At 57.4% G+C, this 26,194-nt stretch carries 20 protein-coding genes; 12 read left to right on the forward strand and 8 right to left on the reverse strand.

Going from position 1 to position 26,194, the window contains the following annotated elements; genetic code table 11:
* Nucleotides 1-529: 529 nt before the first annotated feature.
* Both HY282_02575 and HY282_02580 read right to left on the reverse strand, forming a co-directional pair.
* Nucleotides 530-5,083: a hypothetical protein gene (locus HY282_02575; GenBank protein ID MBI3802629.1), complete on the reverse strand. Its 4,554-nt coding sequence runs from the start codon at nt 5,081-5,083 to the stop codon at nt 530-532.
* 498 nt (nt 5,084-5,581) lie between these two features.
* Nucleotides 5,582-5,917, reverse strand: coding sequence for a hemerythrin domain-containing protein (locus HY282_02580; protein ID MBI3802630.1), 336 nt, complete (start codon nt 5,915-5,917; stop codon nt 5,582-5,584).
* A 163-nt stretch (nt 5,918-6,080) separates the two neighbouring features.
* On the opposite strand from HY282_02580, the gene HY282_02585 reads away from it, so the two are divergent.
* A complete protein-coding gene (locus HY282_02585; protein MBI3802631.1) occupies nt 6,081-7,316 on the forward strand; it encodes an NnrS family protein in 1,236 nt (411 codons plus the stop codon).
* Nucleotides 7,317-7,707: 391 nt separating this feature from the next.
* On the opposite strand, the gene HY282_02590 is transcribed toward HY282_02585, so the two are convergent.
* Together HY282_02590 and HY282_02595 are read right to left on the reverse strand one after the other, a co-directional pair.
* Complete coding sequence (locus tag HY282_02590; protein MBI3802632.1) at nt 7,708-8,097, reverse strand: DUF2294 domain-containing protein; 390 nt, start codon at nt 8,095-8,097, stop codon at nt 7,708-7,710.
* An 89-nt stretch (nt 8,098-8,186) separates the two neighbouring features.
* Nucleotides 8,187-8,909 (reverse strand): hypothetical protein, encoded by a 723-nt coding sequence (locus HY282_02595; GenBank protein ID MBI3802633.1) that lies wholly within the window; start codon nt 8,907-8,909, stop codon nt 8,187-8,189.
* A gap of 905 nt (nt 8,910-9,814) precedes the next feature.
* Between HY282_02595 and HY282_02600 the strand changes: the two genes are divergently transcribed.
* Nucleotides 9,815-11,077 (forward strand): M23 family metallopeptidase, encoded by a 1,263-nt coding sequence (locus HY282_02600; protein MBI3802634.1) that lies wholly within the window; start codon nt 9,815-9,817, stop codon nt 11,075-11,077.
* On the opposite strand, the gene HY282_02605 is transcribed toward HY282_02600, so the two are convergent.
* A complete protein-coding gene (locus HY282_02605; protein MBI3802635.1) occupies nt 11,074-14,100 on the reverse strand; it encodes a PAS domain S-box protein in 3,027 nt (1,008 codons plus the stop codon). The two genes, HY282_02600 and HY282_02605, sit on opposite strands and share 4 nt — an antisense overlap.
* A 192-nt stretch (nt 14,101-14,292) precedes the next feature.
* Between HY282_02605 and HY282_02610 the strand changes: the two genes are divergently transcribed.
* A complete protein-coding gene (locus tag HY282_02610; protein ID MBI3802636.1) occupies nt 14,293-14,874 on the forward strand; it encodes a nicotinamidase in 582 nt (193 codons plus the stop codon).
* A 23-nt stretch (nt 14,875-14,897) separates the two neighbouring features.
* On the opposite strand, the gene HY282_02615 is transcribed toward HY282_02610, so the two are convergent.
* The gene (locus tag HY282_02615) at nt 14,898-15,893 is read right to left on the reverse strand and encodes a hypothetical protein (protein ID MBI3802637.1); all 996 of its coding nucleotides are present in this window, start codon (nt 15,891-15,893) and stop codon (nt 14,898-14,900) included.
* On the reverse strand, nt 15,862-16,554 hold the full coding sequence (locus HY282_02620; protein MBI3802638.1) for a DUF3047 domain-containing protein: 693 nt from the start codon (nt 16,552-16,554) through the stop codon (nt 15,862-15,864). Before HY282_02620 ends, HY282_02615 begins: the two co-directional genes overlap by 32 nt.
* 189 nt (nt 16,555-16,743) lie before the next feature.
* Between HY282_02620 and HY282_02625 the strand changes: the two genes are divergently transcribed.
* A complete protein-coding gene (locus tag HY282_02625) occupies nt 16,744-17,703 on the forward strand; it encodes an AAA family ATPase (GenBank protein ID MBI3802639.1) in 960 nt (319 codons plus the stop codon).
* A gap of 10 nt (nt 17,704-17,713) precedes the next feature.
* A complete protein-coding gene (locus tag HY282_02630) occupies nt 17,714-18,301 on the forward strand; it encodes a helix-turn-helix domain-containing protein (protein MBI3802640.1) in 588 nt (195 codons plus the stop codon).
* Here the strand turns inward: HY282_02630 and bioA are convergent.
* Nucleotides 18,294-19,745, reverse strand: a complete 1,452-nt coding sequence (bioA, locus tag HY282_02635) for an adenosylmethionine--8-amino-7-oxononanoate transaminase (protein MBI3802641.1) — start codon at nt 19,743-19,745, stop codon at nt 18,294-18,296. The genes HY282_02630 and bioA overlap by 8 nt on opposite strands.
* A gap of 306 nt (nt 19,746-20,051) precedes the next feature.
* Here bioA and HY282_02640 point away from each other — a divergent pair, with 306 nt between their 5' ends.
* The 7 genes from HY282_02640 to mutY all read left to right on the forward strand — a co-directional run bounded on the left by HY282_02640 (nt 20,052) and on the right by mutY (nt 26,183).
* Complete coding sequence (locus HY282_02640) at nt 20,052-21,599, forward strand: DegQ family serine endoprotease (GenBank protein MBI3802642.1); 1,548 nt, start codon at nt 20,052-20,054, stop codon at nt 21,597-21,599.
* Nucleotides 21,600-21,757: 158 nt separating this feature from the next.
* On the forward strand, nt 21,758-22,807 hold the full coding sequence (locus HY282_02645) for a TRAM domain-containing protein (protein MBI3802643.1): 1,050 nt from the start codon (nt 21,758-21,760) through the stop codon (nt 22,805-22,807).
* Entirely contained in the window at nt 22,804-23,514 is a 711-nt protein-coding gene (gene ispD / locus HY282_02650; protein ID MBI3802644.1) for a 2-C-methyl-D-erythritol 4-phosphate cytidylyltransferase, read from the forward strand. The genes HY282_02645 and ispD overlap by 4 nt, the downstream gene beginning before the upstream one ends.
* Nucleotides 23,511-23,987, forward strand: a complete 477-nt coding sequence (locus tag HY282_02655) for a 2-C-methyl-D-erythritol 2,4-cyclodiphosphate synthase (GenBank protein MBI3802645.1) — start codon at nt 23,511-23,513, stop codon at nt 23,985-23,987. Before ispD ends, HY282_02655 begins: the two co-directional genes overlap by 4 nt.
* Before the next feature lie 18 nt (nt 23,988-24,005).
* The gene (gene cysE, locus HY282_02660; GenBank protein ID MBI3802646.1) at nt 24,006-24,659 is read left to right on the forward strand and encodes a serine O-acetyltransferase; all 654 of its coding nucleotides are present in this window, start codon (nt 24,006-24,008) and stop codon (nt 24,657-24,659) included.
* Entirely contained in the window at nt 24,656-25,027 is a 372-nt protein-coding gene (locus HY282_02665; GenBank protein ID MBI3802647.1) for a response regulator, read from the forward strand. Before cysE ends, HY282_02665 begins: the two co-directional genes overlap by 4 nt.
* A 55-nt stretch (nt 25,028-25,082) precedes the next feature.
* Nucleotides 25,083-26,183 carry an A/G-specific adenine glycosylase gene (gene mutY / locus HY282_02670; protein MBI3802648.1) on the forward strand — a complete coding sequence of 367 codons (1,101 nt, stop codon included), beginning with the start codon at nt 25,083-25,085 and terminating at the stop codon, nt 26,181-26,183.
* The last annotated feature ends 11 nt before the right edge of the window (nt 26,184-26,194 follow it).

Here is a 26,194-nt window from a genome sequence, read left to right on the forward strand (position 1 = left end):
CGGGGCGCCGCTGTTCAAGTGCGGCGTTTGGATAAAATAAAAAAGCCGACCCAGTGAGAACATTGAGTCGGCTTATAGCCTGACCGATTCTGGGTTCAGAATCCTTCAGGTTATCTCCCGCGTAGGAAAATTAAAAACCAGGTTGGTGCTCCAAGTCAAGGGAAATTAAAAGGGGAGGGGTTTAGAATCGCCAAGTTGGGATGAAAATAGTGATATTTTCTTTAGTGTGGATCTTGGGAGAGCGGTGGTTGGACCAACGTTGTATTTGAATATAAGCGACGAAGATTCAGGGAATCGGTATTGGCAATCTTGAAAAAGACAGAGAGCATAGTGTCACTTCCAAAGTAAGTCACGGCTACACCTACAATTCATTGAACTGTAAAACACCAAGATCTGATGATTACTGAGGGAAAGAAAGGATTACACCCCCCATCGCCTGCGCTGGAGCCGGTCAGGTGCATTCGGATGTTATGCGGCATCCTCGTTGAAGCAGCTCACCGGTTGTCCACCTCCAACCCACCGCAGTTGCTCATGTCTGTGTCTTGTCGGGCACGGAACTTCCCTCCGGCACAAAGAAGGGCTCCTCGGGCGGCCAAGATTGGCCGGATGCGAGATCGGGGTGACGTGGTTCACCCGTCGGCCTGCCATGCTCCAGACGCCATTCCTCGATTTGACCGAGAAGCATGAAGGCAGATCTTCGACGTTTTCGGTCCTCAAGCGCCATCCTGAACAGCCGGACGCGCAGTTCGTTTGACGCGCGCGCGTGTTCCGTGAAGACGTTGGGACTTTGCCCATCGGGTCGTCGCTCGACGAAAGTGCTTTTGAGTTGGTCCCAAATGCCTTGCGGAACCGTCGAGGGCCTGGCGTCATTGATCAGGTTCAGATTTGCGACGAGGGCTTCGGGCGTTCCGAGCCGGTTCATGACTTTCGAGAGGACGTGCCGATTGAGTTCCGGCAAGTCGCGTTCGCATAACTCCCGCAGCCGCGCGGCTGCCTCCGGCCTGCGCTGGGCCAGCTCCGTGAGCCGTGCGACCAGCACGTCCTCGCGGTCGGGACCGCGCGTCAGCGCGATGCCGCGGATGTCTGGATCGACAAAACCCAGGAGCAGTTCGCGTGCACGCTGCGTGTCGAGTGCAGCGAAGGCATTTATGAAATTGTCCTCGCATTGCTCGAACGTCGGCGCATCGGACGCAAGCGCGTACAGAAGATCGACGGCGGCATCCGAGCGGTTCTCGCCGAGAGCGGTGACGAGCTCGCGCAGTTCGTATCCCCGGAGCCGCCGCTTGTCGAGCACGTCCCGAATCCTGGCGATCCCGGCCGCAGGATCATCGACGAATGGGCAGAGCGCGAGAATCCGGAGCAGAAGGTACTTGTCTGAATCCTGTATCCACTTCTCTGTCTGCCCGAGGATGGAATCAACCAGAGCGAACGCGGTGGTCGCGGGCAAGACGACACCCGCCATCAACAAGACCTCTGCGGCGCCGAGGCAGGAGTATTGGTCCCATTGGCCGGGCATGGCAATCACGTCGAGCACTACTGCCGCGGAACCGCGGCCGTCAATTGTGGCAAGCGCACTTGCGAGCCCTTTCAGGCCGATGGCGGGTTTCCTGCCTTGGCTCTGCTCTCGCAGGCGCTTGATTTCGGCATTCAGTGCGGCAGCAAATCGTGTGCGGCGCTGGTCGTCGGCGGGTGGCGGAACGTGACCTTCTCGCGCGGCCCACATCAAGTTGTAGCGGAACGTACGATCAAAGGAGCGATCCGGCTTCGGCACGAAGTCGCGCGCCATCGCCGCCGCGGCGTCCGAGAGGTATTCCGGCTCGGGAAGCAGGTCAATGAGCACCTGCTCGGCGCCAGCCGGGTCGAGGTGCATGATGGAGGCGATGTGCCACCTTGCGTAGCTCATGACGCCGCCATTGCCGAGAGGTCCACGGTCGCCGGCCGCGCGCGCGGCCCGGCCGCGGCGGACCCTCTCGATATCGGCGCGGATGAGCAACACCAGGTCCGCCATGTCTTCGGGTTTTCCGACCTGCGCAATCGACGAGGCCAAGTTGGCTTTCTCCTCGCCGTTGAAGTCATCTTGGCGGAGCACGAGATCGACACTGCTTTTTAGGTACGCGCGGAGCCGTGCCTTCAAGTCGTCGTCGCCAATGCGCAGCGGTTCCACGTCCGACCTGGCGACCCTGCTGAGAAGGTCCGCCGCTACTTTGATGTCGAGGGGGTCGCCGCTCGTGACGGATGAGAGGACGCCGGCCGCGGCGACGTCATCGGGAAGACGGCGAAACAGGTCCTCCAGCTGTTTCATCACCTGCCACTCGAATTCGTGCTGCTCGCCGGGTTCTGCATCTACCTTGCGCCGCAGCTCGCGCAGCTTCGCAAACACGCGCGCTGCGAGCTTTGCGTCCGCGCGCGCGGCGATCACCGCAATCATGCCCTCAAAGCGCGCGTTCTTGAAGTTTTCGGTCTCGAGGCGCTGCAGGTATTTTTCGACAAGGCCGTCGGGAATGGCAGTCGCGAATGGCAACCAGTTCTCGGACCCGTAGATGACGCCTTCGGCAATCTGAATTACCACCCACTCGCTCGCCCAGGCCGGATCGGTTTTACGCAAATACTCGAGCGCCGGTTGAATGTAGTGTGAACCCAGGTTGCGCATGTCGCCGCCGGGCAGCGCCGCCAGCGCATCCTTGACGACGCCATCCAGGCCTGGCTCGCCAACCGCGATTAGATCGAGCGCAGTTCGCAGGCGGGCGGGATGGTCGGTGCTACTCTCAATGAATTTTCGCATCGCCGCGATAGTCTTGGGTATGAGGGCCGCAGGCATGCGGTCGGCGTTTTTGCGCGCAACCTCCTCGAATGTCTGCGCATCCATTGACTCGAGGACGCGGATTAGCGCGTCGTCAGACCCAGTCCACATAAGGCCGGAGACCGCCGCCTTCTTAACCGCGACGCTGTTGTCCTCCTCAGCGAAGGCCGCAATCTCGCCATCGACACGATGATGAAGCAGTTCGGACACGAAATCCGCTCGTGCCTCTTCGCTCCAGCCGCGCACCTGCTCGCGCCAGCTCGATCCAAGCGACGAGAGTTGGATATCGGGCCAGAGCCGGTAGGTGCGCAGCCGCGTTTGGTTGTCTTGTCCCGATAGAAGCGGTAGGATGATGTCGCTGAAGTCGTTCGCACCGGTGGCGAGCATGGCGGCGAGGGCATACTGCTGATACTTGCCGTCGCGGATTGCGTAGATGCCGCGCAAACGCTCGCCGACGGCCGCGCGAACTCCATTCCAGACGGCGGCGCCGCAAAGCTGCGCAAGCTCGCCGGCGAATACCGGGTCGACGAAGAGCGCCATCTCCACCAGCTTCCCGCCGGCTCGGGTGTTTCGCGTCTGGGTTTCGCTGTCGCCGGTCTGCTCGGCAAACGTCTCGGCAATCATGCGCAGCGGTTCGGCCCATGCCGGATCATTCAGGTAGTCGGCCATGAAGCGGCCGATCGCGTCGTGATCATCGTCTCGTAGGTCGAGAAGTCGCGCGCGGACGTCGAGCGCAGCGTAATACTCCTGAAGCTGCTGATGCTCGAATTGAAACGCCGTTTGTGGGTAGTCGACGCGCTCGAGCACGTGGTGTGCCGTGAGCGTCGTGAGGACCGTCGGTGCACTCACCGGCTCGACCTGGCCAAGGTCCGCAAGCTCTCGTGCAACGCGAGCAACGACAACACAGGCATCAACCTCAGGCAGTGCCACCGAACCGTGGCGGGTCATCTCATTTGCGAGGGCCTTCAGGTAGTTCGTCTGCCGGCCGAAGATCGGTGCTGCTTGCAACGCGTTTCTGTGTTCGTCTCGTTGTTCTTGCAGACGGAGAACCTGGGCGAGAACGCCAATTTTCGTGGAGGGAATTTCTGCGCCCGCTTCAAACAACGAAGCGACTTCAGAGAGGATGAACGGTGTGCGGGTCAGCTCGTCGAGCGACGGGTCGGCATTGATGCGGGCGCGGAGCTCGGTGCCTTTTGCGCCAAGGCGGGCTGTCAGGTAAGCTGCCCGCTGTATGCGTCGAAGGCGCAACAACCGCAGTCGCAATGCACCGGGCAGCGGTGGGGTCAAGTGGTGTGTGCGGGTTGCAACGATGATGCCCGCGCTCGGAAAATCCCGTTCGAGCTCCCGGAGTGCATTGTTCGCCTGTGCGGAATTCGACTCCGCAATTTCGTTCCAGCCGTTCAACAACAACAGGAAAGGTTCCGTCTTCTGCACGCGCGCGAGGTCGATGGCAGTGAGACCTTCGGCCTGGAACGCAGGCATCCCGGCAACATATTCAAGAATTCCCCGGTGCGATGACGTCCACGCCGGGAGTTCGACTATGAACGGTGTGCCGGCGGGACGCGTGCGTTGCGCGAGCTGTATCAACGTCGTGGTTTTTCCGCGGCCGGCGGGCCCTTCGAGAACGATGCGGCGGCTCTGCGACAGCGCCTGGTCGATCTGCTCAAGCGCCAGCACGTCGGCAGACTCCGCGCCATCTGAGTCAAGCCGCACCGCTGTGAGCTCGATGAGCGGATGCCCTTTTGTCTTGCCAGCCCACGTTCGCGCCACAACGTCGGCCGCACGCCTTGTTTTTTCAATGAGGTCTGCGACCTGCGGTTCGGCATTGATATCGAGGTGAAGGAATCTGGCACGGAGCGAGGCGTTCTCCTGCATCATCATCAGCGTGATGATTTCCTCGCGCTCGATGATGTGAAGTTCCAGGCCGTGGTCTTTCTGAATTGCCTCTTCCCACCGCTTTCGGTCGGCGTTGCCGACTTTGGCGGACGTCACGAAGAGGAGCGTCCTTAGGTCAGGAAAGTTCTCCTTGGCGGTCTTCGCGTCGGCAGAAACCTTCTTCAGCGTTGGCGTGATCGAGGCGGCGAGTCCCTTGCCGATCCTCTCGGGTGTCAGGCTTGAGGGCGCGTAGGCATCGAGGCCGAAATCCTTCTTGCGCTGGCGGGCGATGAGTTCGGGCCAGCGCTTCTTGCCGAGTACTACCGCCAGCCCCTGAAAACGCATCCCCTCCTCTTGAGAGGCGAACTCATCGAGGGCCCTTTCGATATCGGTTCTCAGGATGTCCATTCGTTCCCGGCGATCCGTCTCCTAGCTGCGACGTAAAAAAAGGTTCTGGGTCTGTAATTTACATCCTTCATTAACATGTTTCAACTTTTTGTTTCAGTTTTTGTTTCAGTTACAAACGATTTGCCGTCGAAACGTTTTGTTTTGTGAAAGATTTGAGGCTTCAAGTACAGGAAGGAGTAATCTGACGGTTTTGGTCAACCCATTTGATCATATAATATGCATTGAAGCCAATCGCGAGTCGGTTCGTGTTCCGGCCAGGTTACATTTGAATCCTCCTCGGTTTATTCGGCGCCGCTCCACTTTGAGATGCTCTCCACGGTGAGTTGTTCTCTTCCGAATCGAAACTCTTTTTTCATGTTCCAATGTAATCATCAAAGTTGTATCCCGCTTTTTCCAGAATTCAACGGACCCGATTCAATACATTGGGATCAGGGTTGTAAGGGGTAGCCACCAAATCCGGCGCGCTTCGCACCTTGGCCATCAGGGCATCGGCCTCCTTCATCTGTTCACAAAGATCATACAAACCCTGGGGCGCCTCTTCAATCCGATTATGATCTTCCAGAATGGCTCGGATGGGGGCGGGACCAACAATGCGGCGAGGGCGGCATGATCGAGGCGAAGTTTGACGGCCATCGGCAGTATCTCCCCATCGCGCGCCAGTTGTGCTGCCGGAAGGAGCACTTTCTCTTCCACGCTGATATGTTTGAGGAGCCCTCGACGAAACGCGTCGTAGGCCGACAGATGAATTCTTCCTGGGGCCGCGACTGCCTGATTCAGCAGTTCTTCCAGCCGCCGGTGATCATCGATGAAAAACTGATAAAGCGGTCCTGTCATTTGATCTCCAGATTGTCTATCTGGGTGTAATTGATCGGATAAGGTTGTTTTCACCAAGCGACTTACCCGCCCGAGTAGCATTGTTTGTTGGATGTGACCGATGCTACTATGGAGCCGGTAGAAAAACAACACGAACCTTGGGATAAAACCCTGCTGGCCCACAATGAATCGTTTTTCTAAGATATGTAAGGCGCTGGCCTCGGCGCCACACCGGCTATTTTTCCTGGGAGGAGTTCTCCAGGCCATTGCGGCGATGCTTTGGTGGCTTGTAGAACTCTCCGGCCGCTTTGCAAGTGTTCATCCTTCTACTTCCTGGATGATTCTTCCGGTCGGGGCGCACGCTTATTTAATGATCTATGGATTTGTCCCCTTTTTTATCTTTGGATTTCTCTTTACCTTCTTCCCCAATTGGCTGGATACTTCAAGAATCCCTGCACTTCATTATCTTCTCTCCTTTTTTGGAATGGGCGCGGGAACGGTCTTGTTCTACGGAGGTCTCCTTTTTAGCAAATCCATTCTTCTATTCGCAGTCTTATCGGTATTGTTGGGGTGGGGCATCGGGACGGCTTCCCTCATCCGGATTTTACTTCCAGCGCGCTCCTCGGAAAAGATCCACCTCGGATTGATGGTTCTGTTTATTCTCTTCGGAGCAGCCGGGCTGGTTTCATTTTTTCTCTGGATCTTTATCAATGATCCGATCTGGCTGAATCTCGCTGAGGTCATCGGCATCTGGTTTTTTCTTCTTCCTCTCACTGTGACCGTCAGTCATCTTGTGATCCCGTTTTTTTCCAATAATGCTTTAAATGACTACCGGGTTGTTCAGCCCTTATCGATTCTCTGGATTCTGCTGGCCGGCATTTTTCTTCGGGGTCTGTTAGAAGGGGTGGGAATGCGAAGGTACTTCTGGATTCCGGATACGGTCCTCCTGATATTCGCCTCTTCTCTTTCTTTAGTATGGGGCATTTGGAAAAGCGTTAATATAAAGATGCTTTTTATGCTCCACCTCTCTTTCGCCTGGTTCTCCGTTGCGATTATGCTGGATCTGCTGCAGAACTTAATGTCTATTTGGAGTCACGAAAATCTGTTCACACTCGGCTTTGCGCCGTTACATGCGCTGACCGTCGGTTTTTTATCCAGCATGGTGGTGGGAATGTCCACCCGGATCACGCTTGGTCACTCCGGTCGGCGTATGGCGGCCGGCAGCGCGGTTTGGAGGATCTTTCTTACTCTCCAAATCGCCGCTATATTGCGGGTTGTCGCGGATCTCTTTCTGGCGGACAGTCTTTTCAACTTAGGAGGGTATTTGGGGGCAGGCTTGCTTTGGATCGGAGGTTTTATCTTCTGGCTTCTGATCTATGGCCCCCTTCTTTGGTATCCCGCTCATTCAGAAAGGCAGTAGGTAGAAATAAAAACGCTATCGGGAGTAGCCGCAGTTCAGCGGTTAAAGACGCGAGTTCGGACAACCCACTCGGATATACATCCGGGAGTCACGCACTTGCAGACCACTTTTCAGCCTGGGCTCTCAATCTGATCAAAGCGAGACCCCCGATGGCTGTTGCTCTCCTAATTGTCTCATTCAAGAATCCATTGAGTACGGATTACGGCTTGAATATGAAGCCCTATGAGATATGCCAGAATTGTGTATTTCAGGAAGGAAGATTGATCTTATAATATTTGAAAGTATAGTTTTGATTTTTACATAATTGGAGAATCCTGAGCGGCGAGATTTCGGAATAGCCCCGACCCATTGCTTTGTTTGGCGAGAGCGACCTCGATTGCTCTGCACAACCTTACCTGCCGGGATCTACTTCAAATCGTCTTTCCAAATTTTCCGAGAGAGAAAAAATAATCACCCGTTCGCCGCTCTTCGTGCTGATGTCGGTATGAAGGCTGACCACCTTGAGCTCCGTCATTTTTTCAATCAGCTCCGAGAGGAGCCCCCGGCCTTGCTCCAGAAGGTTGGAGCGGACCTGCTTGATCAGATTGGTCCCTTCCGGATTCTTTGCCAGCTGCTGCTCGGCGGGGGTGAGCACCCCCTTCAGGCGGACCAAGATCATGTCATCGATAATATAGGTCTGCGTTTCCTTGGGGCCGCGGCCCATATAATCTTTTTCAAACTGAATGATCGCGTTGCTGATCTCCGCTTCCACCTGCCCCTTTGTTTTTCTTCCCGTCGGCATCGTCTGAGTCATCCTAAGAAATGACCGGCCTAAAGTAACACATCAAAAGAATCTCGTAAAGCGTTTCTATCGGGCGGGGAGAGGGGGCGTTAAAAGATCAGCAGACGGCCGATCGCTTCGGTATGCTCTTTCCATTCGGAAAAGCGATTCAGCTCGTAGGCGGACATCGGCGCGGCCCCCATCTGATCGAGAATGATTTTGGGAAGGGTCTTGAAGGAGGCCGACTTAAAAGAGATGCCGCTTCGGAAAACGGTGAAAGAGGGGGAGGGGAGCGATCCGTCCGTCAACAAGAGCCGCCCCCGCGCCGCATCGATCTGCAACGTGCCGAGGATATAGCCGTAGGGCATCAGAAGGGCGGCGCGACGCCGGTCGGCCCAGGTGAGCTTTTCCCATTCGAAGGGGGCGGCGGAGGCGGGGTCGGAGGTCGCCTGCTCGGTGAGGGCGAGCCACTCCAACGACGTCCGTTCATAGAAGAAAAGATAGGCATCATACCGAAGCACATTCCCCATCCCGATGCCGGTCCCGCTCTGCTCGATGCCGTAGCCGGTAGAGAAAGGCTCGATGCCGAACTCCCGGGCGATGCTCCGCTGCTGCCGCGTCTCCACCGGAATAGCCGCCAAATCGGTCCGTGAGAAATGAAGCGCGTGAAGGGATGCCGCCTGTCCGCCGATAAAGAGGGACGGAGCGTCCGCCGGCGCGGGAGCGGTCTGGCAGGTCCCGAGCGAGAGATACGCCTCGTGACAGAAGACGGCCGGCGCGCCGAGATGATCCTGGAATATTTTTGAAAATGGACGTTGCTCGCCAATCAACATGAGGACCCCTCTCACGTAAGGATCATAACATAATGGGAGGGGCAAAAAACAGCAACGGGGGCAATGAGGGATAGCAGATCGGCTTTGCCGTAAACCCCACTGCCTGAAGGTCGTGGGGTTTTACCCCACCCCCACCGTGGGGGCCGACTGCCCGGCCCCCTCCGGCCTCCCCGTGCAGCCGGGGGGGAGTCCCCTCCCTGCTCCCCCCCACGGCCGAACTCGGCGCGACCGCACAAGAACAGTGCGGACTGCGCCTCAGACATGCGCCCTGAGAAGGTAGATGGAACGATCCATTATAGCGGTGGCGCACTGCGTCCTCGCTCCACCCATCCCCCAGTGGGGCCCTTGCGCTCCGACTCAGCCCGCCACCGAGGAGATAAACCTAATTCCAGTACGATTGAAATAATTAAAAAGGGTCGTAAGCGGCAGCGCGTCGAGGGCGCACTACGCCCCCCCACTCTGCTGCGTTTTATATCAGACGTTCTATCGACCGAATCAGGTCACCTGTCGAAGCACCATCCGCGGTGCCCTCCCGCGCGTGGTGCAAGTTGTGACCGTAAGGGGGGAGCGGGGGGGATCTCCCCCCGGCTGCACGGGGAGGCCGGAGGGGGCCGGGCAGTCGGCCCCCACGGTGGGGGGTGGGGCGAAACCCCACGACCCTAATTCAATAAAATGTGGAGCGAAACCCCACTCCAACAGACAGACGCCCCTGCTTCCCTAACGCAAGAACCCGCCCAACCGACCAACTCCGGAAAAAGGTGGAGTGCCCACCCCATTTATGTTAAACTGTAGTATTCCTCACAGCGAATTACACTACAGTTCCGAAAGATCCCTTCGTACTACAATAGAATTCAAAATTAGAAACAAAATTAGAATAGGATCAGAATTTGAGAGATCGACATCTTATGAAGAAAATCGGTTTGGGATTAACCCTGCTTTCCTTGTTGCTTTACTTCGGCGCCCGCTGGCTGCCGGAGAATCAGCCGACCGTCCTTCCCCCCGCCACCGAGGAACCGCCGGCGGCGAGCGCCCCCGAGGCGGCTTCGCCCTCGAGTTTTCTGGAGCCGAAGCGGATGGTCAAGGAGCACACCTTCAAAACGGGCGATTCCCTCTTCGGTGTCCTCTCGGTGTTGGGGGTTTCTCACGGCGAGATGCTCCATATCGTCCAGGCGGCGAAAAAGTTTTATGATCTGAGAAAAATTATTCCGGGCCAGAAGATACAAGTCATCCTGGAAGAGGCGCCGCTCGGCGTCGGGATGCTCGTCTATCAGATCGATCCCTTTCGGGCGTTGAAGCTGGAGCGGGCCGACGGGGGATTCCATGCGATCGAAGAAAAGATCACCCTCGACCGCGACGTCGTCAACCGACGCGGGGTCATCACCGACACCCTTTTTGATTCGGCCCGGCGCGCCGGGGTCCCGCCGGAAGTGGTGCTCGATCTCTCCGACATCTTCGCCTGGGATGTCGACTTCAGCACCGAGATTCAAGAAGGGGATGAATTCCACATCGTTTATGAGGTCTTCAAAAAGGCGGGGGAGATCGTTCGGACCGGCCGGGTGCTCGCCGCCGAAATCGTCAACCAAGGAAACGCCTACCGCGCCTACTATTTTTCGCAGGCGGGGGAGAAGGGGGATTACTTCGATGAGAAGGGGAGCTCCCTCAAAAAGGCCTTCTTGAAATCGCCCCTCCGCTATCGGTATATCAGCTCCGGCTTCACCACCCGGCGGTTTCATCCGGTGTTGAAGATCAACCGGCCGCACCTCGGGATCGACTTCGCCGCCCCCTACGGGACGCCGGTGATGGCGGCGAGCGGCGGGACGGTCACCTTCGTCGGCTGGAACGGCGGCCACGGAAAGGCGGTGATCATCCAGCACCGCAACGGCTACAGCACCCTCTACGGGCATCTCTCCGCCTACGGCGACGGGATGCGGGTCGGCAAACGGGTCGATCAGGGCGATGTCGTCGGGCGGGTCGGCTCCACCGGCCTCAGCACCGGGCCGCATCTCCATTACACGCTGATGAAGAACGGCAAGCCGATCGATCCGAAGAACGCCGACGTGGTCCGCGGCGATCCCCTTCCCAAAGCGGGTCAGGCGCAATTCACGGAGCGGGTGGAGGAGATGAACCGGTACCTCGACGCCGAGCAAAAGGGAGAGGATCGGACCTAGTCGGCCGGAGGATTCAAGAGATCTTCGCCAAGACGGCCCTCCGCGATCCGTCCGGTCAGCTTGCCGATCGCGAGGACGAGCTGACTCGGCTTCACCGGTTTGGAAAGATGGAGCTGAAAACCGGCGGCGAGGACCCGCTCCTGATCTTCTTTTCTCGCATACGCGGTCAATGCAATCGCCGGGATCTTCCACCCCTGTTCGGAAGCGACCGTCCGGACCCGCTCCATGAGAACATACCCATCCTCGCCCGCCATCGCGATGTCGCTGATCAAAAGATCGGGCCGTCCTTCCGTCACCGCATCGATCGCCTCTTGAACGGAACCGACCGCCTTCACCTCCGCCTGGTGCCGTTTCAGCAGGGCGGCGATCAGCTCCCGCGTGTCGGGCGCATCTTCGACCACCAACACCCGCAACCCCTCCAGCAACCGAGACCGATCCGCCGGCCGATCTTCGAAGAGGGCCGGCTTGAACGGCTCCGGAACGCCCCCCTTCGTTCGACCCGGTTGGATCGGCAGCGTCACGGTGAACGTCGCCCCCCGGCCTTCGCCGGGGCTTTCGACCTCCACCGTTCCGCCATGCTGTTCGACGAGGTGGCGGACGATCGCCAAACCGAGCCCGAGACCGCCGTGAACCCGCGTGCTGGAAGCGTCGGCCTGACGGAAGCGGTCGAAGACATAGGGGAGAAATTCGCGGGGAATGCCGATGCCGGTATCGGTCACACGAATTTGAACCGTTGTATCGATCGGTTCGACCCGGATAACAACGCTCCCCCCTTCGGGGGTAAATTTGATCGCATTCGATAAAAGATTCCAGACGACCTGCTGTAATCGATCGGGATCGCCGACGATCGACAAGGTCGGATCGGCGATCTCCGGGATCAATTGAATCCCTTTGGCCTCGGCCGACGATTGCACGACATTGATCGCCTCTTGAACGATCGGCGCCAGCGCCGCCGGACGGATATTCATATGAAGCTTCCCGGTGACGATGCGGGAGACATCGAGGAGGTCTCCGATCAGTTGCGCCTGCGTCGTGGCGTTTCGGGCGATCGACTCGAGCGCATGCCCGATCGTCTCCGGAGCGACCCCTTCTTCCTGCAACAAGAGCGACCATCCCAAAATGGCGTTGAGCGGCGTGCGAAGCTCGTGAGAGACGACCGCCAGGAATTCATCCTTGGCCCGATTGGCCTCCTGGGCCTGCCGATAAAGCCGGGCGTTCTCGATCGCCAAGGCGGCGCGGCGGGCCAGCTCCTCGGCCAGGGCGAGGTCGCTTTCGCCATACCGCCGGCCCGACTCCGAAACGAAGGTCATCGCGCCGATCGGCCGACCCTGCACGACGAGCGGTACGATCATCGCCGACTGAAGCCCGACCTCGCGCAGGATCCGGAGGTGCGCATCGTCGCGGGCGGCGGCCGCCAGCATCGCGTCTGAAATCTCCGGATAGATTTCCGACCGGCCGGTCCGGAGCACGGCCGGGACACCCTGCGCCGCGTTCGGATCGAGGGGATAACGGCGATTGATTTCCGCGGCCCATTTCATCTTTTCCGGATCGATGTGAGCGACGGCGAGGGAGCGGATCGTTCCGTCTTCTTCCGTCAGGTCGACCGTACACCAATCGGCCAAGCGCGGCACCGCGAGCTGGGTGACGCGGGCGAGGGTCGGCTCATACTCCAGCGAGGAGGCGAGAAGCGCGCTCGCCTCGGAGAGGAAAGTGAGGCGCTGCTGCGCCGCCTCGGCCTCGATCCGCGCCGTCTGCTCCCGGATCAGCTCCTCCCGCTCCGCCTCCAGTTTCTTTCGCTCCGTAATGTCTTCCGAAATGCCGAGCAGATAGAGCGGCTTTCCGTCGGTGTCGTAGAGGGGTATTTTTTGGGTCGAGAGAATCCGGGTGCCGAGGTGCTGGGTCTGAATCGGCTCTTCGGGAATATTCAGGAGACGGCCGTCTTGGAGGACCTGACGGTCTTTTGCGACGAAGAAATCGGCCTGCGCTTTCGGAAAGAAATCGTAGTCGTTCTTGCCGATCAACGCTTCTCTCGGATATCCGAGCAGCGCTTCACCCGCTTTGTTGAATCGGACGAACCGAAGCGCTTGGGCCTCTTTCACGAAGATCATGTTCGGAAGGTTCTCCACGATCGAGTTGAGGAACGCTTCCGTCCGCCGGAGCTCCTCTTCCGCCGCCCTCCGTTCCGTGATGTCCTGTCCGGTGCCGATCATCTTCGCGGGCCGGCCGTCGGGGCCGAAGATCACCTCTCCCCGGGCTTGAAGGATCCGGACCGCCCCGTCGGGTCGGAGGATCCGGTGATGAAAACTGAACGGCCGGCCGTCGGAGCGGGCGCGCGTGATGATCTCCTCCGTTCGCGCCCGGTCTTCAGGCGCGATCTGATTGATAAACGTCTCATAGCGAATCTGATCGGATCGAGGGTCGAGACCGTAAATCCGGTAGAGCTCGTCCGACCAGACGACCTGATTTGTGACGATGTCCCACTCCCAGCTGCCGATGTGGGCGATCGCTTGCGCCGCCGCCAGCTGCTTCTCGCTCCGGCGCAGCCTTCCTTCGGTCCGCTGCCGTTCTTGTATCTGCCCTTCGAGGTCTTTATTGGTCGCCTCCAGTTGGGCGGTTCGCTCCAAGACCCGTTGTTCCAGCTCCTGATTTAATCGGACGATGTCCCGCTCGGTCCGGTCGGAGCGGTGCTTTGCACGATACATCGCGGCGCTCAGAAAGCTGATGCTGAGCCCCTCTGCGATGAAGATCAGAAGCTGGATCAAAGAGGTGCGATTGAACGACCCGATCGTATAAAAAGGAGGGAGAAAAAAGTAATCGGCGACGAGCGCCGCCACGCCGGTGGTGATCAGTCCCGACCCGGGTCCGCCATACCAGGCGCTGAGCATGATCGGGGCAAAGAGGAGAAGAAAGGGCCGATCTGCGCCGAGGGTCGGAGCAGCCCCCTCTTTGAAGAGAACGGCAACGGCGATGGCGAAAGGCCCAATGGCATATTTCAGAAACGGGGAGCGCTCTTTTTCCGACATCGACTCTCCAGAAAACCTCTGGGTCCAATTAAAAAAAGATGCCCCTTAGTTTAGTTCTTTGGGGGGATAAAATCAAGGCGGCGTCCGGGCGACGGGAAGGGATTTTCTTTCGTTTTTCGGAGCGTTGAACGCCGATCGTATTGTCCTTCGTTGTCGGAGTCTGTATAATTTTCGGAGAAGGAGGGAGATCGGATGAAGCTGGGAAAAAGGGGGGCGTTAATTCTGGTCGACGTGCAGAATGATTTTTGTCCCGGCGGCGCGCTGCCGGTGCCGGAAGGGGACAGGGTGGTTCCGGTTTTGAATGACTATGTTCGATTTTTTATCAACGCGGGCGCGCCGATTTATGCGACGCGGGATTGGCATCCGCCGGAGCATCTCTCTTTTAAGCCGCAGGGGGGGATCTGGCCGCCGCACTGCGTGCAGGGAACACCCGGCGCCGAATTCCATCCGGCGCTCGCCCTTCCCGATCAGGCGGCGATTGTCTCAAAGGGGAGCGATCCGAAGGAGGAGGCGTATTCCGGATTTCAAGGAACCGGCCTGGCCGAGCGGCTGAAGCGGCAGGGGATCCGCCGGCTCTTTATCGGCGGGCTCGCCACCGACTACTGCGTGAAAAATACCGTTTTAGATTCCCTGGGCGCCGGCTTCGAGACGGTGTTGCTGCGCGACGCCTCGCGCGGGGTTGAGGGGGCGCCGGGGGATACCGAAAAGGCGTTGGCCGAGATGGAAGAAGCCGGCGCCCACGCCGTAACCTTTCCCGAGCTGAAGGCCGACTGATCGGCGGAAGAACGGAAGCGGGATTACGATTGCGCCGATCTTCCCGAAGGATAAATCAGCTGAAGCGGTTTTTCGGCGAGAGTGAAGGTGGCGGGGAGCGGACCGAGCAGCTCGCCATCGGCCTCCACCCAGCCGGCCCCGTCCAACGCTTTCAGCTCGGTCCCGGAGTGGTATTCAATGCAGCACCCCGGCGTTCCGGTGAGCAAGAGCTGGAAGAGGAGACGAAGGTATCCGAACAGGCCTCTCTGCGGTAAAAGACAAAAGGAAAACGCAGGGGCGCCGAGCCGGGCCGAGGGGGCGAAGGTCAGCGGGCCGGCGACCAATCGGGCCTTTGCAACCACGCCGCCCGAGCCGGTCAACAACCGGCCGTTGATTGAGAAGCGAAGCGAGGGATAGGGATAGAAGAAGAGGGCGACCATCCCGAAGAGGATGTAGACCCAGAGTTTCGGAAGCTTTCTGAAAAAAACGGATCGCCGCTCGACCCACTCGACCACAAACGCATCAAAACCGACTCCCGCCAAAAGAAGATAATACCGAGTCGGTTTCTGCGGCTCACCCCCCTTCGGCTCCAGGACGACCTTGCCGGGATAGATGGTTTCGACCCTCCCGTTGAGGAGCCGCTGATAGGCGCTCCACGGATCGAGGGGGAGGCCGATCTCCCGGGCCAGCCCATTCCCGGTCCCGGTCGGGAGGATGCCGAGGGGGGGCGGGGAGGCGCCGTCCTCATCCATCAGCCCATTGACGACCTCGTTGATCGTGCCGTCTCCTCCGGCGCAGAGCAACAGCGTCCAAGCGCCGTTTCTTCTTTCTTTGACCAAGCGGGTTGCATCGAGCGCCGCGGCGGTGTAAACGACTTCCAGATGGTCGGAAATGCGACGGAGGTCTTCGATGATCCGATCGAGCTTTTTTCTCTTCGAGCGAGCGCCGGCGGCGGGATTGACGAGGAGGAGGACCTTGGAAAAGAAAGCGGCCGCTTCCCCGGATGGGTTATTCTTTTTTTCTGAGGCGGATGTCGGCAAAGTAGCTTTCTGCGGAGGAACCGGTGTCATCCGAGTCGATCATCAAGGTGATCCCGCCGACGGCGGGGGGCTCTTCTCCGAAAAGGGCTCTGTAATCGTCATAAATATTCCGGCTCTCCTTCAGCCATTCCCCCAGATGCTCTTTCCCGCTCTCCAAAACGACGTAACGGGTATTGGACGATTTCCGGCTGACCACCTGGCTCCCCTTCGGCGCGCTGCTGTCCCAGATATAGCCGAGCATCCGGGTATTGAACATTTTCGGAAAGCGGGGGAACAGGATGTAGATCTGAGCGGCCTCGTCATCTTTCTTCTTGTCTCGGACGTCGCCGCCGTCGGGGAGACGAACGACTTTCCATTTCCACGTGAGAAGCGGGGCCGATTTCGCCTGGGTCGCGAACTCTCGATAGAGCCCGAAACTGTTTTTGTCGCTTACCAGGCGGACCGCCGGCGCCCCGTCGTCGGAGACGATCTCGACCTGATGGCTCTTCCCAAACCACTGCTTGAGCTTCCATCCCCTTGGGAGTCCCGCTTCAAGGCCCGCTGTGAAATCCTCCTGAAAGACCTCCTCGGCCGGCAACAGCGCGGGAATCAGAAAAAGGATCGACAAAAGGAGGAAGACGGCAAGGTGAAAGGGAGCCCTTCTATGATTCATCGCGTCCATTGAGATTATCCTGAGATCACCCTGAGATTACCCTAAATTTTAGAAAGGATAACATAATTTTAGTTGAAAATAGTAGCCGTTTGATATAATGATAACAGGTATCGTTTGCCGGGAAAGTCGGAAGCCCTTTTATCAATCACCTCTCATCGGATTCATCGTGCCATTCATTGCGATTGAACGTCGGTTTTAATGGATAAAATAGGATTGTTTAAAGATCTTCAGCTCCCTAAAAAAGCGGTCTGGGCCGTCGGCGGGGGGAAGGGGGGAACGGGGAAGAGTTTCTTGTCGGCCAATCTCGGAATCGCGCTGACGCAAATGGGGAAGAAGGTCCTCCTGGTCGATGCCGATTTGGGATGCGCCAACCTTCACACCTGTCTGGGGGTGAACCCCGGAGCGACCCTTTCCGATTTCGTCCAGGGGAAAATTCGAGATATCGGACAGATTCTCACGCAGACGGAGATTCCCAACCTCGCGCTGATCTCCGGCGCGCAAGATTTTTTGGAGATCGCCAATCCGAAACACAGCCAAAAGATGCGGCTGATCCGTCAGATTCACGAATTGGATTTTGAATATATTATTCTCGATCTCGGCGCGGGAACCTCCTTCACCAACCTTGATTTTTTTCTGAGCGCCGATACCGGCATTCTCAGCGTGATTCCGGAGCCGACCTCGATCGAAAATGTCTACCGTTTTATCAAGAGCGTCTTTTATCGACGATTTAAAAAAATCGCCCGGGATCCCGAGGTGAAAGAGATCGTGATGATCGCGATGGACGAAAAGAACGAGCGGGGGATTCGAACGCCGCACGATTTGATCGATCATGTCGCTTCCATCAACGAGAAGGCGGGGCAGAAATTAAAGGAGGCGGTCTACACCTTCGCCCCGAAAATCGTCGTCAACCAGGTGCGCTCCAAAGACGACATGACCTTGGGATTTTCAATGAGGAGTTCCTGCGGAAAGTATTTCGGGATTAAAGTTGATTATGTGGGGTACGTCGAGTATGATGACCACGTTTGGCAGGCGACGAAGAAAAAACGCCCGCTGCTGCTGGAGTATCCCAACTCGAGCGCGGCCCGGTGCCTGGAGCGGACCGTCTTGAATTTGATCAAGAAGGAAGAATTGAAATTAAACTCTATCGTCAATCAATAGTGCATTGAGCATGAAGCGTTTTTCAGAGCAAAATTATTACGAGGTCTTGGAGGTCTCATACCGCGCCACCTGGGGAGAAATCCAAAAGGCATACGAGCTGGCGAGGAAGACCTACGGGACCGACTCCGCCGCCGCGTATTCCCTCTTCGACCGGGAAGACCGCGAGCAGATTTATAAAAAGATCGAAGAGGCCTACCGGACGCTGATCGATCAGGAGAAAAGAAAGAAATACGACGAGAGCATTTCAAAAGAAATAGAGGCGCTCGCCGAGCCGGTCGCGGCGCCGGCCGAAGCGCCGGCCCCTTCGCTCCTTCTCGACGAGACCACCGAGCCGGGCGAGATCAACGGCAAGGTCCTGAAACAGATGCGGGAGCGGCAGGGAATTTCAGTCCAAGAGATTGCAGACCGGACCCGCATCAACATCACCTACCTCTTACATATCGAGGAAGACAACTTCAAGTCCCTTCCGGCGGAGGTCTATCTTCGAAGCTATCTCCTCCAGTATGCCAAGATGCTTCATTGGAATACCCAAAAAATCGTGGAAGGCTACCTCAAGGTCTATCTGCAATGGAAGAAGGAAAAAGCCGAGCCTAATTAAGGCCGGAAGTCACTCTTCGAATCTCCTCTCCGACGATCGTCATCAGCTTTTTCAAATCCCGTATCGAGATCGACAGCGGCGGCATTAAAACAATGACGTTCCCGAGCGGCCGGAGGAGAACGCCCCGTTCCTTCGCGGCGCGGCAGACCTGGGCGCCGACCCGCCACGCCACCGGATACGCAGTTTTCTTTTTCTTGTCTGCGACCAGCTCGATGCCGATCATCAGTCCGACCTGACGAATATCTCCGACATGGGCCCATCTTTTCCAAGGACGGAGCGTTTTTTTCGCAAACGCAATCTTGGCCTGCAGCTTTTCCAGAACGCGATCGTTTTTGAAAATATTTAGGTTCGCAATCGCGGCGGCGCAGCCGAGCGGGTTTCCGGTGTAGCTGTGGCCGTGAAAGAAGGTCTTAAACTCGGAATACTCTCCCAGATAGGCATCATAGATCGTCTGAGTGGCGAGGGTCGCGGCCAGCGGAAGATATCCCCCCGTAATCCCTTTGGAGAGAACCATCAGGTCGGGGGTGATCCCCTCGTGCTCGCACGCAAACATCTTTCCCGTTCGCCCAAAACCGGTCGCCACCTCATCGACGATCATCAGCAGGTCATATCGGCTGCAGAGCGCCCGCATCTCCTTGAGATAACCGGGGGGCGCGGTCAGCATTCCGGCCGCGGCTTGGACCAGCGGCTCGATGATCATCCCGGCCAGTTCATGACGGTGGCGCTGGATCGTCTTCTCCACCGCATCGATGCAGGCCAGCTGACAGGAAGGATGGGACAATGAAAGGGGACAGCGATAACAAAAGGGGGCCGGGACCTTGACCGTTTCGAATAAAAGCGGTTCGTACGCGCGATGGAAGAGATCGATCCCGCCGACGCTCACCGATCCGATCGTGTCGCCATGATAGGCCTGCTCGAAGGAGAGGAACTTTCTCTTTTTTTGATATTCCCCCCCCCTCCGCTGCCAGTAGCCGAAGGCGAGCTTAATCGCCACCTCGACGGCGGTGGAACCGTCGTCGGAGTAAAAAACTCTCGCCAGCCCGGGGGGGGCGAGTCCGAGGAGCCGCTCGGCCAACTCGATCGCCGGCCGATTCGAGAGGCCGAGCAGGGTGGAATGAGAGATCCGCCCGATCTGATCGATCAGCGCTTCGTCGATTTCCCGCTTGCGATGTCCATGAACGTTGACCCAAATGGAAGAGACTCCGTCTAGGTATTTTTTTCCGTCCGAATCGGTGAGATAAACTCCGGTCCCCTCCGTAATGAGGGTCGGTCTCTCTGTCTCCCACTCTTTCATCTGAGTAAAGGGATGCCAGATCAGCTTTTTTCCCTTCTCCACCCATTCTTCCTGCTCGGTCGGCTTGAACCGATCGACCGGAATCGCTCTGGAGGGGGATTTTCCGTTGGCTCGGCGCGTCGCCGATCGCCTCGGCCGCGATTTCCGCATCTGGCCCTCTTTTCCTCTCTTCAAAAACGCGATCTCCCTTATCTTATTGATAGTTCAATAACTTTACTTTATGAAAACAGCTATAGTATAATGCGAAAAAATTAGAATCAAACAAAGAAGTGCATACTACATTGAAATTTTTCGAAACGCCACTTTTAAGAACGATTGAATTCTGCACAGCCCGGCTCCTGAGGGATCGGATGGGAGACCAGCCCATTCGTCCCAGGTTTGGATTTGAATCGGGATGGCTTTTTTTAACATTGTCGGTATTCGAGGGGATCAACAGCCGTTCGGATTGGAGGATGGATGTCGGGGGATAATCAAGAGATACGGCCGAAGCGGTTTGTATTTTCCGTTTTTTTGGTGATTGTCGGAATGGTCATCGGCATTACACTGGTTTCCGAATTTCATCTCCTCCCTTTTGGGGCGGCGGTCAATGAGGCTCCCAAAGAGCTGCAAAAACAAAAACCGCCCGCCATCGCCCAAACCGAACAGACCTTTGTGGAGATCTCCAAGGCGGTTACGCCGGCGGTCGTGAACATTTCAACCACGCGGGTGATCAAAGGAGGAGGTGAAGGCGGCGGAGAAGAAGGAGGGGGAGGCCCTCCCGGGTTCCCCTTCGATGATCCGTTCTTCCGGCGCTTTTTCGGGGACCAGGCCCCCCGTCGCGGACAGCCGCCCCCCCGGGAGAGAAAGGCGCAAAGCCTCGGCTCGGGGGTGATCGTCGATTCCGATGGACTGATCATCACCAACAATCATGTCGTCGCCAAATCGGATGAAATCAAAGTTTTATTGGGGGACAAGCGGGAGTTCAAGGGAAAGCTGATCGGAAGCGATCCGAAGAGCGACATCGCGGTGATTAAAATCGATGCGAAGGACCTTCCGACGATCCCTTGGGGAGAGTCCGACAAGCTGCAGGTCGGAGAATATGTCTTGGCGATCGGGAATCCGTTCGGGCTCAACCAGACGGTGACGATGGGGATCGTCTCGGCGGTGGGGCGGGCGAACGTCGGGATCGCCGATTATGAAGACTTCATTCAGACCGATGCCGCCATCAACCCCGGCAACTCCGGCGGGGCGATGGTCAACACCCACGGAGAGCTGGTCGGAATCAACACCGCCATCTTTACACAGAGCGGCGGATATATGGGGATCGGCTTTGCCGTCCCGAGCAAGATGGCCCACACCATCATGGACAGCTTGGTCAAAAATGGAAAGGTGGTCCGCGGATGGCTCGGGATCTCCATTCAAGAGATTACCCCTCAACTCGCCAAGGAATTCGGCCTGAAAGAGTCGAAGGGGGCGCTCGTCGGGGATGTCCTCCCCAACAGTCCCGCCGAGAAGGCCGGTTTTAAACGGGGCGATATCATTGTTCAATACAACAACCAGCCGATTGAGAACTCCACCCAATTAAGAAATATGGTGGCGCAGACCGGGGTCGGAACCCGCGCCAAAGTGCGGGTGGTCCGAGATAAGAAAGAGAAAGATCTCGAGCTTACGATTGAAGAGCAGCCGAAAGATGTCGGAAAAAGCGGGGAGACCGAGCAACCGGCAGAGGAAGGGGCCAGCACCGCGCTGAGCGGCCTTGAAGTTCGAAACCTCACCCCTGAAATCACAAAACAGCTCGGTTTGGGTCGGAACGAAAAAGGGGTCGTGATCACCCGGGTCGAATCGGGAAGCGTCGCCGAGGAGGTCGGCCTGCAAAGGGGAGATCTCATCATGGAGGTGAATCGAAAACCGGTCCGCAATACCGAGGATTACGATGCCATCCTCTCCAAGATCAAGAAAGACGAATCGGTCCTCTTATTGATTAATCGGCAGGGAAGGACGATGTTTGTAACGATCTCACCTTAAGAGACAAGAGCAGATAAGAGGCCGGCCGGAGAGCACCTCCGCCGGCGCCAACGTCGCATGGAAAAGGATGTCCAATCAATTCGGTCACAAAGGTGTTCAGGAACAGAGTTGGAGCGGTTCTGTTACTCTCGGCTCATCAGGTGGGTGGAGGGGCGGCGATGGTTGGAAATTATGCGATTCATGTTTTTTTCATTCTCTTTAGCACCCTAACCGGTTATTCGGTTGCATCCCGGCTTCTCGATGTCGGCAACGCCTATTGGGGGGCGCTCATCGGACTGCTGCTCGGCGGGGGGCTGGTCACGCTGGAAAGCTTTATGCAAAAGGTCGCCGTCAAGCGACTTTTCTGGGGATCTTTCGGATTTATTCTCGGTGTGCTCGCGAGCGGCATTCTGAATGTCATCGTCGATCCACTTTTTTCGCTCAATCCGACCTTGTTCCTCTTCTGGAAATGGCTCTCTCTTCTTTTTCTTTCCTACATGGGGCTCTTCCTCTCCCTTAAAATTGAAATGGACCCTACCATTTTATTTCTCGGAAGGCGACAGACGGAGGCGGCGCTTTCCTCGGTCGTTTCAAACAGCAAAATTCTCGATACGAGCGTGATCATCGACGGCCGGATCGCCGATCTCTGCGAGACAGGCTTTCTCGAAGGAACCTACATCATTCCGCAATTTATTCTTCAGGAGCTCCAACACATCGCCGATTCGTCCGATTCTCTCAAGCGCGCCCGCGGCAGAAGGGGCCTCGATATTTTGCACCGGATTCAAAAAATGGTCGATATCGATGTGCGGATTGTCGATGACGATTTCCCCTCGATCCGAGAGGTCGACTCGAAAATCATCGCGCTCGGCAAGCGCCTCTCAGCCAAGGTCGTCACCAATGACCTGAATCTTAATAAAGTGGCTGAACTTCAAGGGGTTAGAGTTCTAAACATAAACCAACTCTGTAATGCTTTAAAACCGGTAGTCCTCCCCGGAGAGACGATGCGGGTCTTCGTATTAAAAGAGGGGAAAGAATCGGGGCAGGGGATCGCCTATCTGGATGACGGCACGATGATCGTTGTCGATGACGCAAAGAGATGGATTGGAAAGAACATTGATGTGGTCGTCACCAGCGTCTTGCAAACGACCGCCGGAAGGATGATTTTCACCCGTGTTCGCGAAGAGCCGGAGAGGGAGCGCGAGGAATATCCGGCGGTGAGAGCCAATTGATCGTCCATGCCGTGATCCCCGCCGCCGGTCAAGGAAAGCGGCTGGGAGGAGAGACAAAGAAGCAGTTCTTGGAACTCTGCGGTCTTCCCATCCTCATCCATACACTGATCCCCTTTCAAAGCGCGTCGATCATCAACGAGATCACCTGTGTCGTCTCCAAAGAGGATTGTTCCTTTATTGAAGGGCTCGTCTCTTCGCATCGGCTCGACAAGGTAAAGCGAATTCTTCACGGGGGGGAGCGGCGCCAGGATTCGGTCTGGGCCGCCGTGTCTGAATTATGCGAACGGAGCGATCCGAACGACCTGATCCTCGTCCATGACGGGGTCCGCCCCCTCGTGACGACGGAGTTGATTGAGCGGGTGGCGGCTGCGGCGGCGGAAGTCGGCGGCGCGGTGGCGGCCCGGCCGGTCACCGATTCCCTAAAACGGGTTTCGTCTGGTAGAATAATCTCTCAGAGCCTCCCTAGGGAAAATGTATGGGCGATGCAGACCCCTCAAGCCTTCCGGCTGAGCCTGTTGCGAGAGGCCTATCAAAAGGCGGAGACCGACCGCTTTGAAGCGACCGATGAGGCGATGCTGGTGGAGCGGCTCGGGCACCCGATCCGGTGTGTCGAAGGGTCGGCGGAGAACATCAAGATTACGACTCCTCCCGATCTGAGGCTGGCGGAGATTCTCCTTCACGCACGGGGAGAGGAGCGCCGCCGATGATCCGGGTCGGCATCGGATATGATGTCCATCGACTGGTCGGCGGTCTTCGGTGCATCCTCGGCGGGGTCGAGATTCCGTTCAAAAAGGGGCTCGAGGGATATTCCGACGCGGACGTCTTGCTCCATGCAATCGGCGATGCCTTGCTCGGCGCGGCCGGTGAAGGGGACCTGGGACGACATTTTCCGGAGGGAGATCCGAAATGGAAGGGGGTCTCCAGCGTTCGTCTTTTAGAGGAGATCGCCTCTCTCCTTTTACAAAAAGGATTTATTGTGATAAATATCGATGCGGTGGTGATCGCGGAGCGACCGCGGATCGCCCCCTTCGTGGAACAGATGAAGATCAATATCAGCCGCCCCCTGTCGATCGAGCCGACGCGCGTCAATGTGAAAGCGACCACCAATGAGAGAATCGGTTTCATCGGGCGTGAGGAAGGGATTGCGGCGCAGGCGGTCTGTCTCATCGAGCGGAAATAAAAGGGAGCCGACGAGGTTATGTTCAGGGCAATGAGGGACGATATTCGAGCGATTTTCGAGAGAGATCCGGCCGCCCGGAGCGTGATCGAGATCGTCTTGACCTATTCCGGATTTCATGCGACGCTGCTTCACCGGGTCTCGCACTTTCTCTGGCGAAAGAATGTCCCCGTGATTCCCCGGCTCGTTTCACACTTTTCGAGGTTCATCACCGGGATTGAAATTCATCCCGGCGCCGTCATCGGAGAGGCCTTCTTCATCGATCATGGGATGGGGGTCGTCATCGGCGAGACGGCGGAGATCGGCAAGAATGTCACCCTCTATCAAGGAGTCACCCTCGGCGGGACCGGTCAGGAGCCGGGGAAGAGACATCCGACGCTCGGCGACAACGTCATCGTCGGAGCCGGGGCAAAGGTCCTCGGCGCAATCGTCATCGGCAACCATGTCCGGATCGGCGCCAACTCGGTGGTTCTCCAGTCGGTGCCGGATCATGCGACCGTGGTGGGAATTCCCGGGAAGATCATTCACCGCTCCAAGAAAGAAGGAACGCTTGATCATACCAATCTGCCCGACCCGATCGCGGAACGGATCGAGCGGCTCGAAAGGGAGCTTCAAGAGCTGAAACGGGATCTTCAACATCGGGTTTCTCATACATTGGGGGGATTTTCCGGATGAAGGAAAAAATTCTGATCGTGGACGACACGGAGTTCTATCAGAGGGCATATAAGAACAAGCTCCTCTCCGCGGGATATCTTCCGACCGTCGCCAACAACGGGGTCGAGGCATTAAAGGCGATCACGACCGACAAACCCGATCTGATCCTCCTCGATCTGATGATGCCGATCATGGACGGGTTTAAGGTCCTCCAGACCGTTCGGGCCAATCCTAACTTTCAGTCGGTCCCGGTGATCGTCTTCTCGGCAAAGGGGGCGAGCGAAGAGATCAGCAAGGCGCTTCAGGCCGGGGCAAACGATTTCCTCGTCAAAGCGACCACGACCCCCAACAAAGTCGTCGAAAAAATCAAGGAGATTCTTCAGAAATAGCGAGCCGATTTTTCTTCGGGGTCGATCCGACGCCGACGGCCGATCTTCGTAAATCATGTCTGTTCATCTTCAAGCTAAAAATAATTTATTCACCCGACCGCTCCTCAAGTGGTACCGCGCTCACGGACGGGATCTTCCCTGGAGGCGGACCTCCGATCCTTATGCCGTCTGGGTCTCCGAGATCATGCTCCAACAGACCCAGGTTGCCACGGTCCTTCCCTATTACGATCGTTTTCTGACCCTCTTTCCAACGCTCCGAGCGCTCGCCGCGTCGCCGCCGGACAAGGTATTGAAGGCGTGGGAAGGACTCGGCTATTACGCGCGCGCAAGGCACCTTCAGCGGGCCGCCAAAGAGATCGTCGCCCGTCACGGCGGGACGTTCCCGGAATCGTTTGAGGAGATCTTGTCCCTTCCCGGAATCGGACGGTCGACCGCCGGCGCCATCGCGACGATTGCGCTTGGACAGCGCCATCCGATCCTCGACGGCAACGTCAAGCGGGTCCTTTGTCGCTATTTTTGCATCGAGGAAGATCCGAAGAAAAAGGAGGTTGAGGAGGCGCTGTGGCGGTACTCGGAGGCGCTCCTTCCCCAGAAGGGGGCCGACCACTACACGCAGGCGATCATGGATCTGGGGGCGACCGTCTGCACGCCGACCGCGCCGCGATGCCCGATCTGTCCGGTGAAAGACAGCTGCGGCGCCTTCGAGAAAGGGCTCCAGGATCGCCTTCCGGTGAGGAGCCGGCCGAAGCTCATCCCCCACCGGGACTACATCGCCGGGGTTGTCACCCGGGGCGACAGGGTGCTGATCCGAAAGCGTCCGGCGAAGGGGTTGCTGGGGGGAATGTGGGAGTTTCCCGGGGGAGAAATCACCGGCGAGCAGATCGACCGGGGGGCAAAGGCCGTTCTTCGCCAAGAGATCCCATGGCGCGTTTCGACATGGACCCCCTTGGCGAAAATCCGCCACACCTTTACGCATTTTAAGATGACGCTCCACGTTTTCTCGGGAGCGGTCACGGGAAAAGGGGGGAAAGAAGAGGGCGACCTGAAATGGGTCTTACTTGATCGCCTCTCCGAATATCCTTTTTCATCGGCCCAACAAAAAATTCTCCTGCTTCTGACGAAGAAGGAAGCGGATCAGCCGCGTCTGTTTTCGTAACAGCGCCGGTT

The sequence above is a fragment of the Candidatus Manganitrophaceae bacterium genome (assembly GCA_016200325.1).
GTDB lineage: Bacteria > Nitrospirota > Nitrospiria > SBBL01 > Manganitrophaceae > Manganitrophus.

What these genes read in the sequence shown, in the direction of transcription:
- HY282_02575 (MBI3802629.1), bottom strand. Translation starts at nt 5,083, where the DNA reads ATGGACATCCTGAGAACCGATATCGAAAGGGCCCTCGATGAGTTCGCC.
- HY282_02580 (MBI3802630.1), bottom strand. Translation starts at nt 5,917, where the DNA reads ATGACAGGACCGCTTTATCAGTTTTTCATCGATGATCACCGGCGGCTG.
- HY282_02585 (MBI3802631.1), top strand. Translation starts at nt 6,081, where the DNA reads ATGAATCGTTTTTCTAAGATATGTAAGGCGCTGGCCTCGGCGCCACAC.
- HY282_02590 (MBI3802632.1), bottom strand. Translation starts at nt 8,097, where the DNA reads ATGCCGACGGGAAGAAAAACAAAGGGGCAGGTGGAAGCGGAGATCAGC.
- HY282_02595 (MBI3802633.1), bottom strand. Translation starts at nt 8,909, where the DNA reads ATGTTGATTGGCGAGCAACGTCCATTTTCAAAAATATTCCAGGATCAT.
- HY282_02600 (MBI3802634.1), top strand. Translation starts at nt 9,815, where the DNA reads ATGAAGAAAATCGGTTTGGGATTAACCCTGCTTTCCTTGTTGCTTTAC.
- HY282_02605 (MBI3802635.1), bottom strand. Translation starts at nt 14,100, where the DNA reads ATGTCGGAAAAAGAGCGCTCCCCGTTTCTGAAATATGCCATTGGGCCT.
- HY282_02610 (MBI3802636.1), top strand. Translation starts at nt 14,293, where the DNA reads ATGAAGCTGGGAAAAAGGGGGGCGTTAATTCTGGTCGACGTGCAGAAT.
- HY282_02620 (MBI3802638.1), bottom strand. Translation starts at nt 16,554, where the DNA reads ATGGACGCGATGAATCATAGAAGGGCTCCCTTTCACCTTGCCGTCTTC.
- HY282_02625 (MBI3802639.1), top strand. Translation starts at nt 16,744, where the DNA reads ATGGATAAAATAGGATTGTTTAAAGATCTTCAGCTCCCTAAAAAAGCG.
- HY282_02630 (MBI3802640.1), top strand. Translation starts at nt 17,714, where the DNA reads ATGAAGCGTTTTTCAGAGCAAAATTATTACGAGGTCTTGGAGGTCTCA.
- bioA (MBI3802641.1), bottom strand. Translation starts at nt 19,745, where the DNA reads ATGCGGAAATCGCGGCCGAGGCGATCGGCGACGCGCCGAGCCAACGGA.
- HY282_02640 (MBI3802642.1), top strand. Translation starts at nt 20,052, where the DNA reads ATGTCGGGGGATAATCAAGAGATACGGCCGAAGCGGTTTGTATTTTCC.
- HY282_02645 (MBI3802643.1), top strand. Translation starts at nt 21,758, where the DNA reads ATGGTTGGAAATTATGCGATTCATGTTTTTTTCATTCTCTTTAGCACC.
- HY282_02655 (MBI3802645.1), top strand. Translation starts at nt 23,511, where the DNA reads ATGATCCGGGTCGGCATCGGATATGATGTCCATCGACTGGTCGGCGGT.
- cysE (MBI3802646.1), top strand. Translation starts at nt 24,006, where the DNA reads ATGTTCAGGGCAATGAGGGACGATATTCGAGCGATTTTCGAGAGAGAT.
- HY282_02665 (MBI3802647.1), top strand. Translation starts at nt 24,656, where the DNA reads ATGAAGGAAAAAATTCTGATCGTGGACGACACGGAGTTCTATCAGAGG.
- mutY (MBI3802648.1), top strand. Translation starts at nt 25,083, where the DNA reads ATGTCTGTTCATCTTCAAGCTAAAAATAATTTATTCACCCGACCGCTC.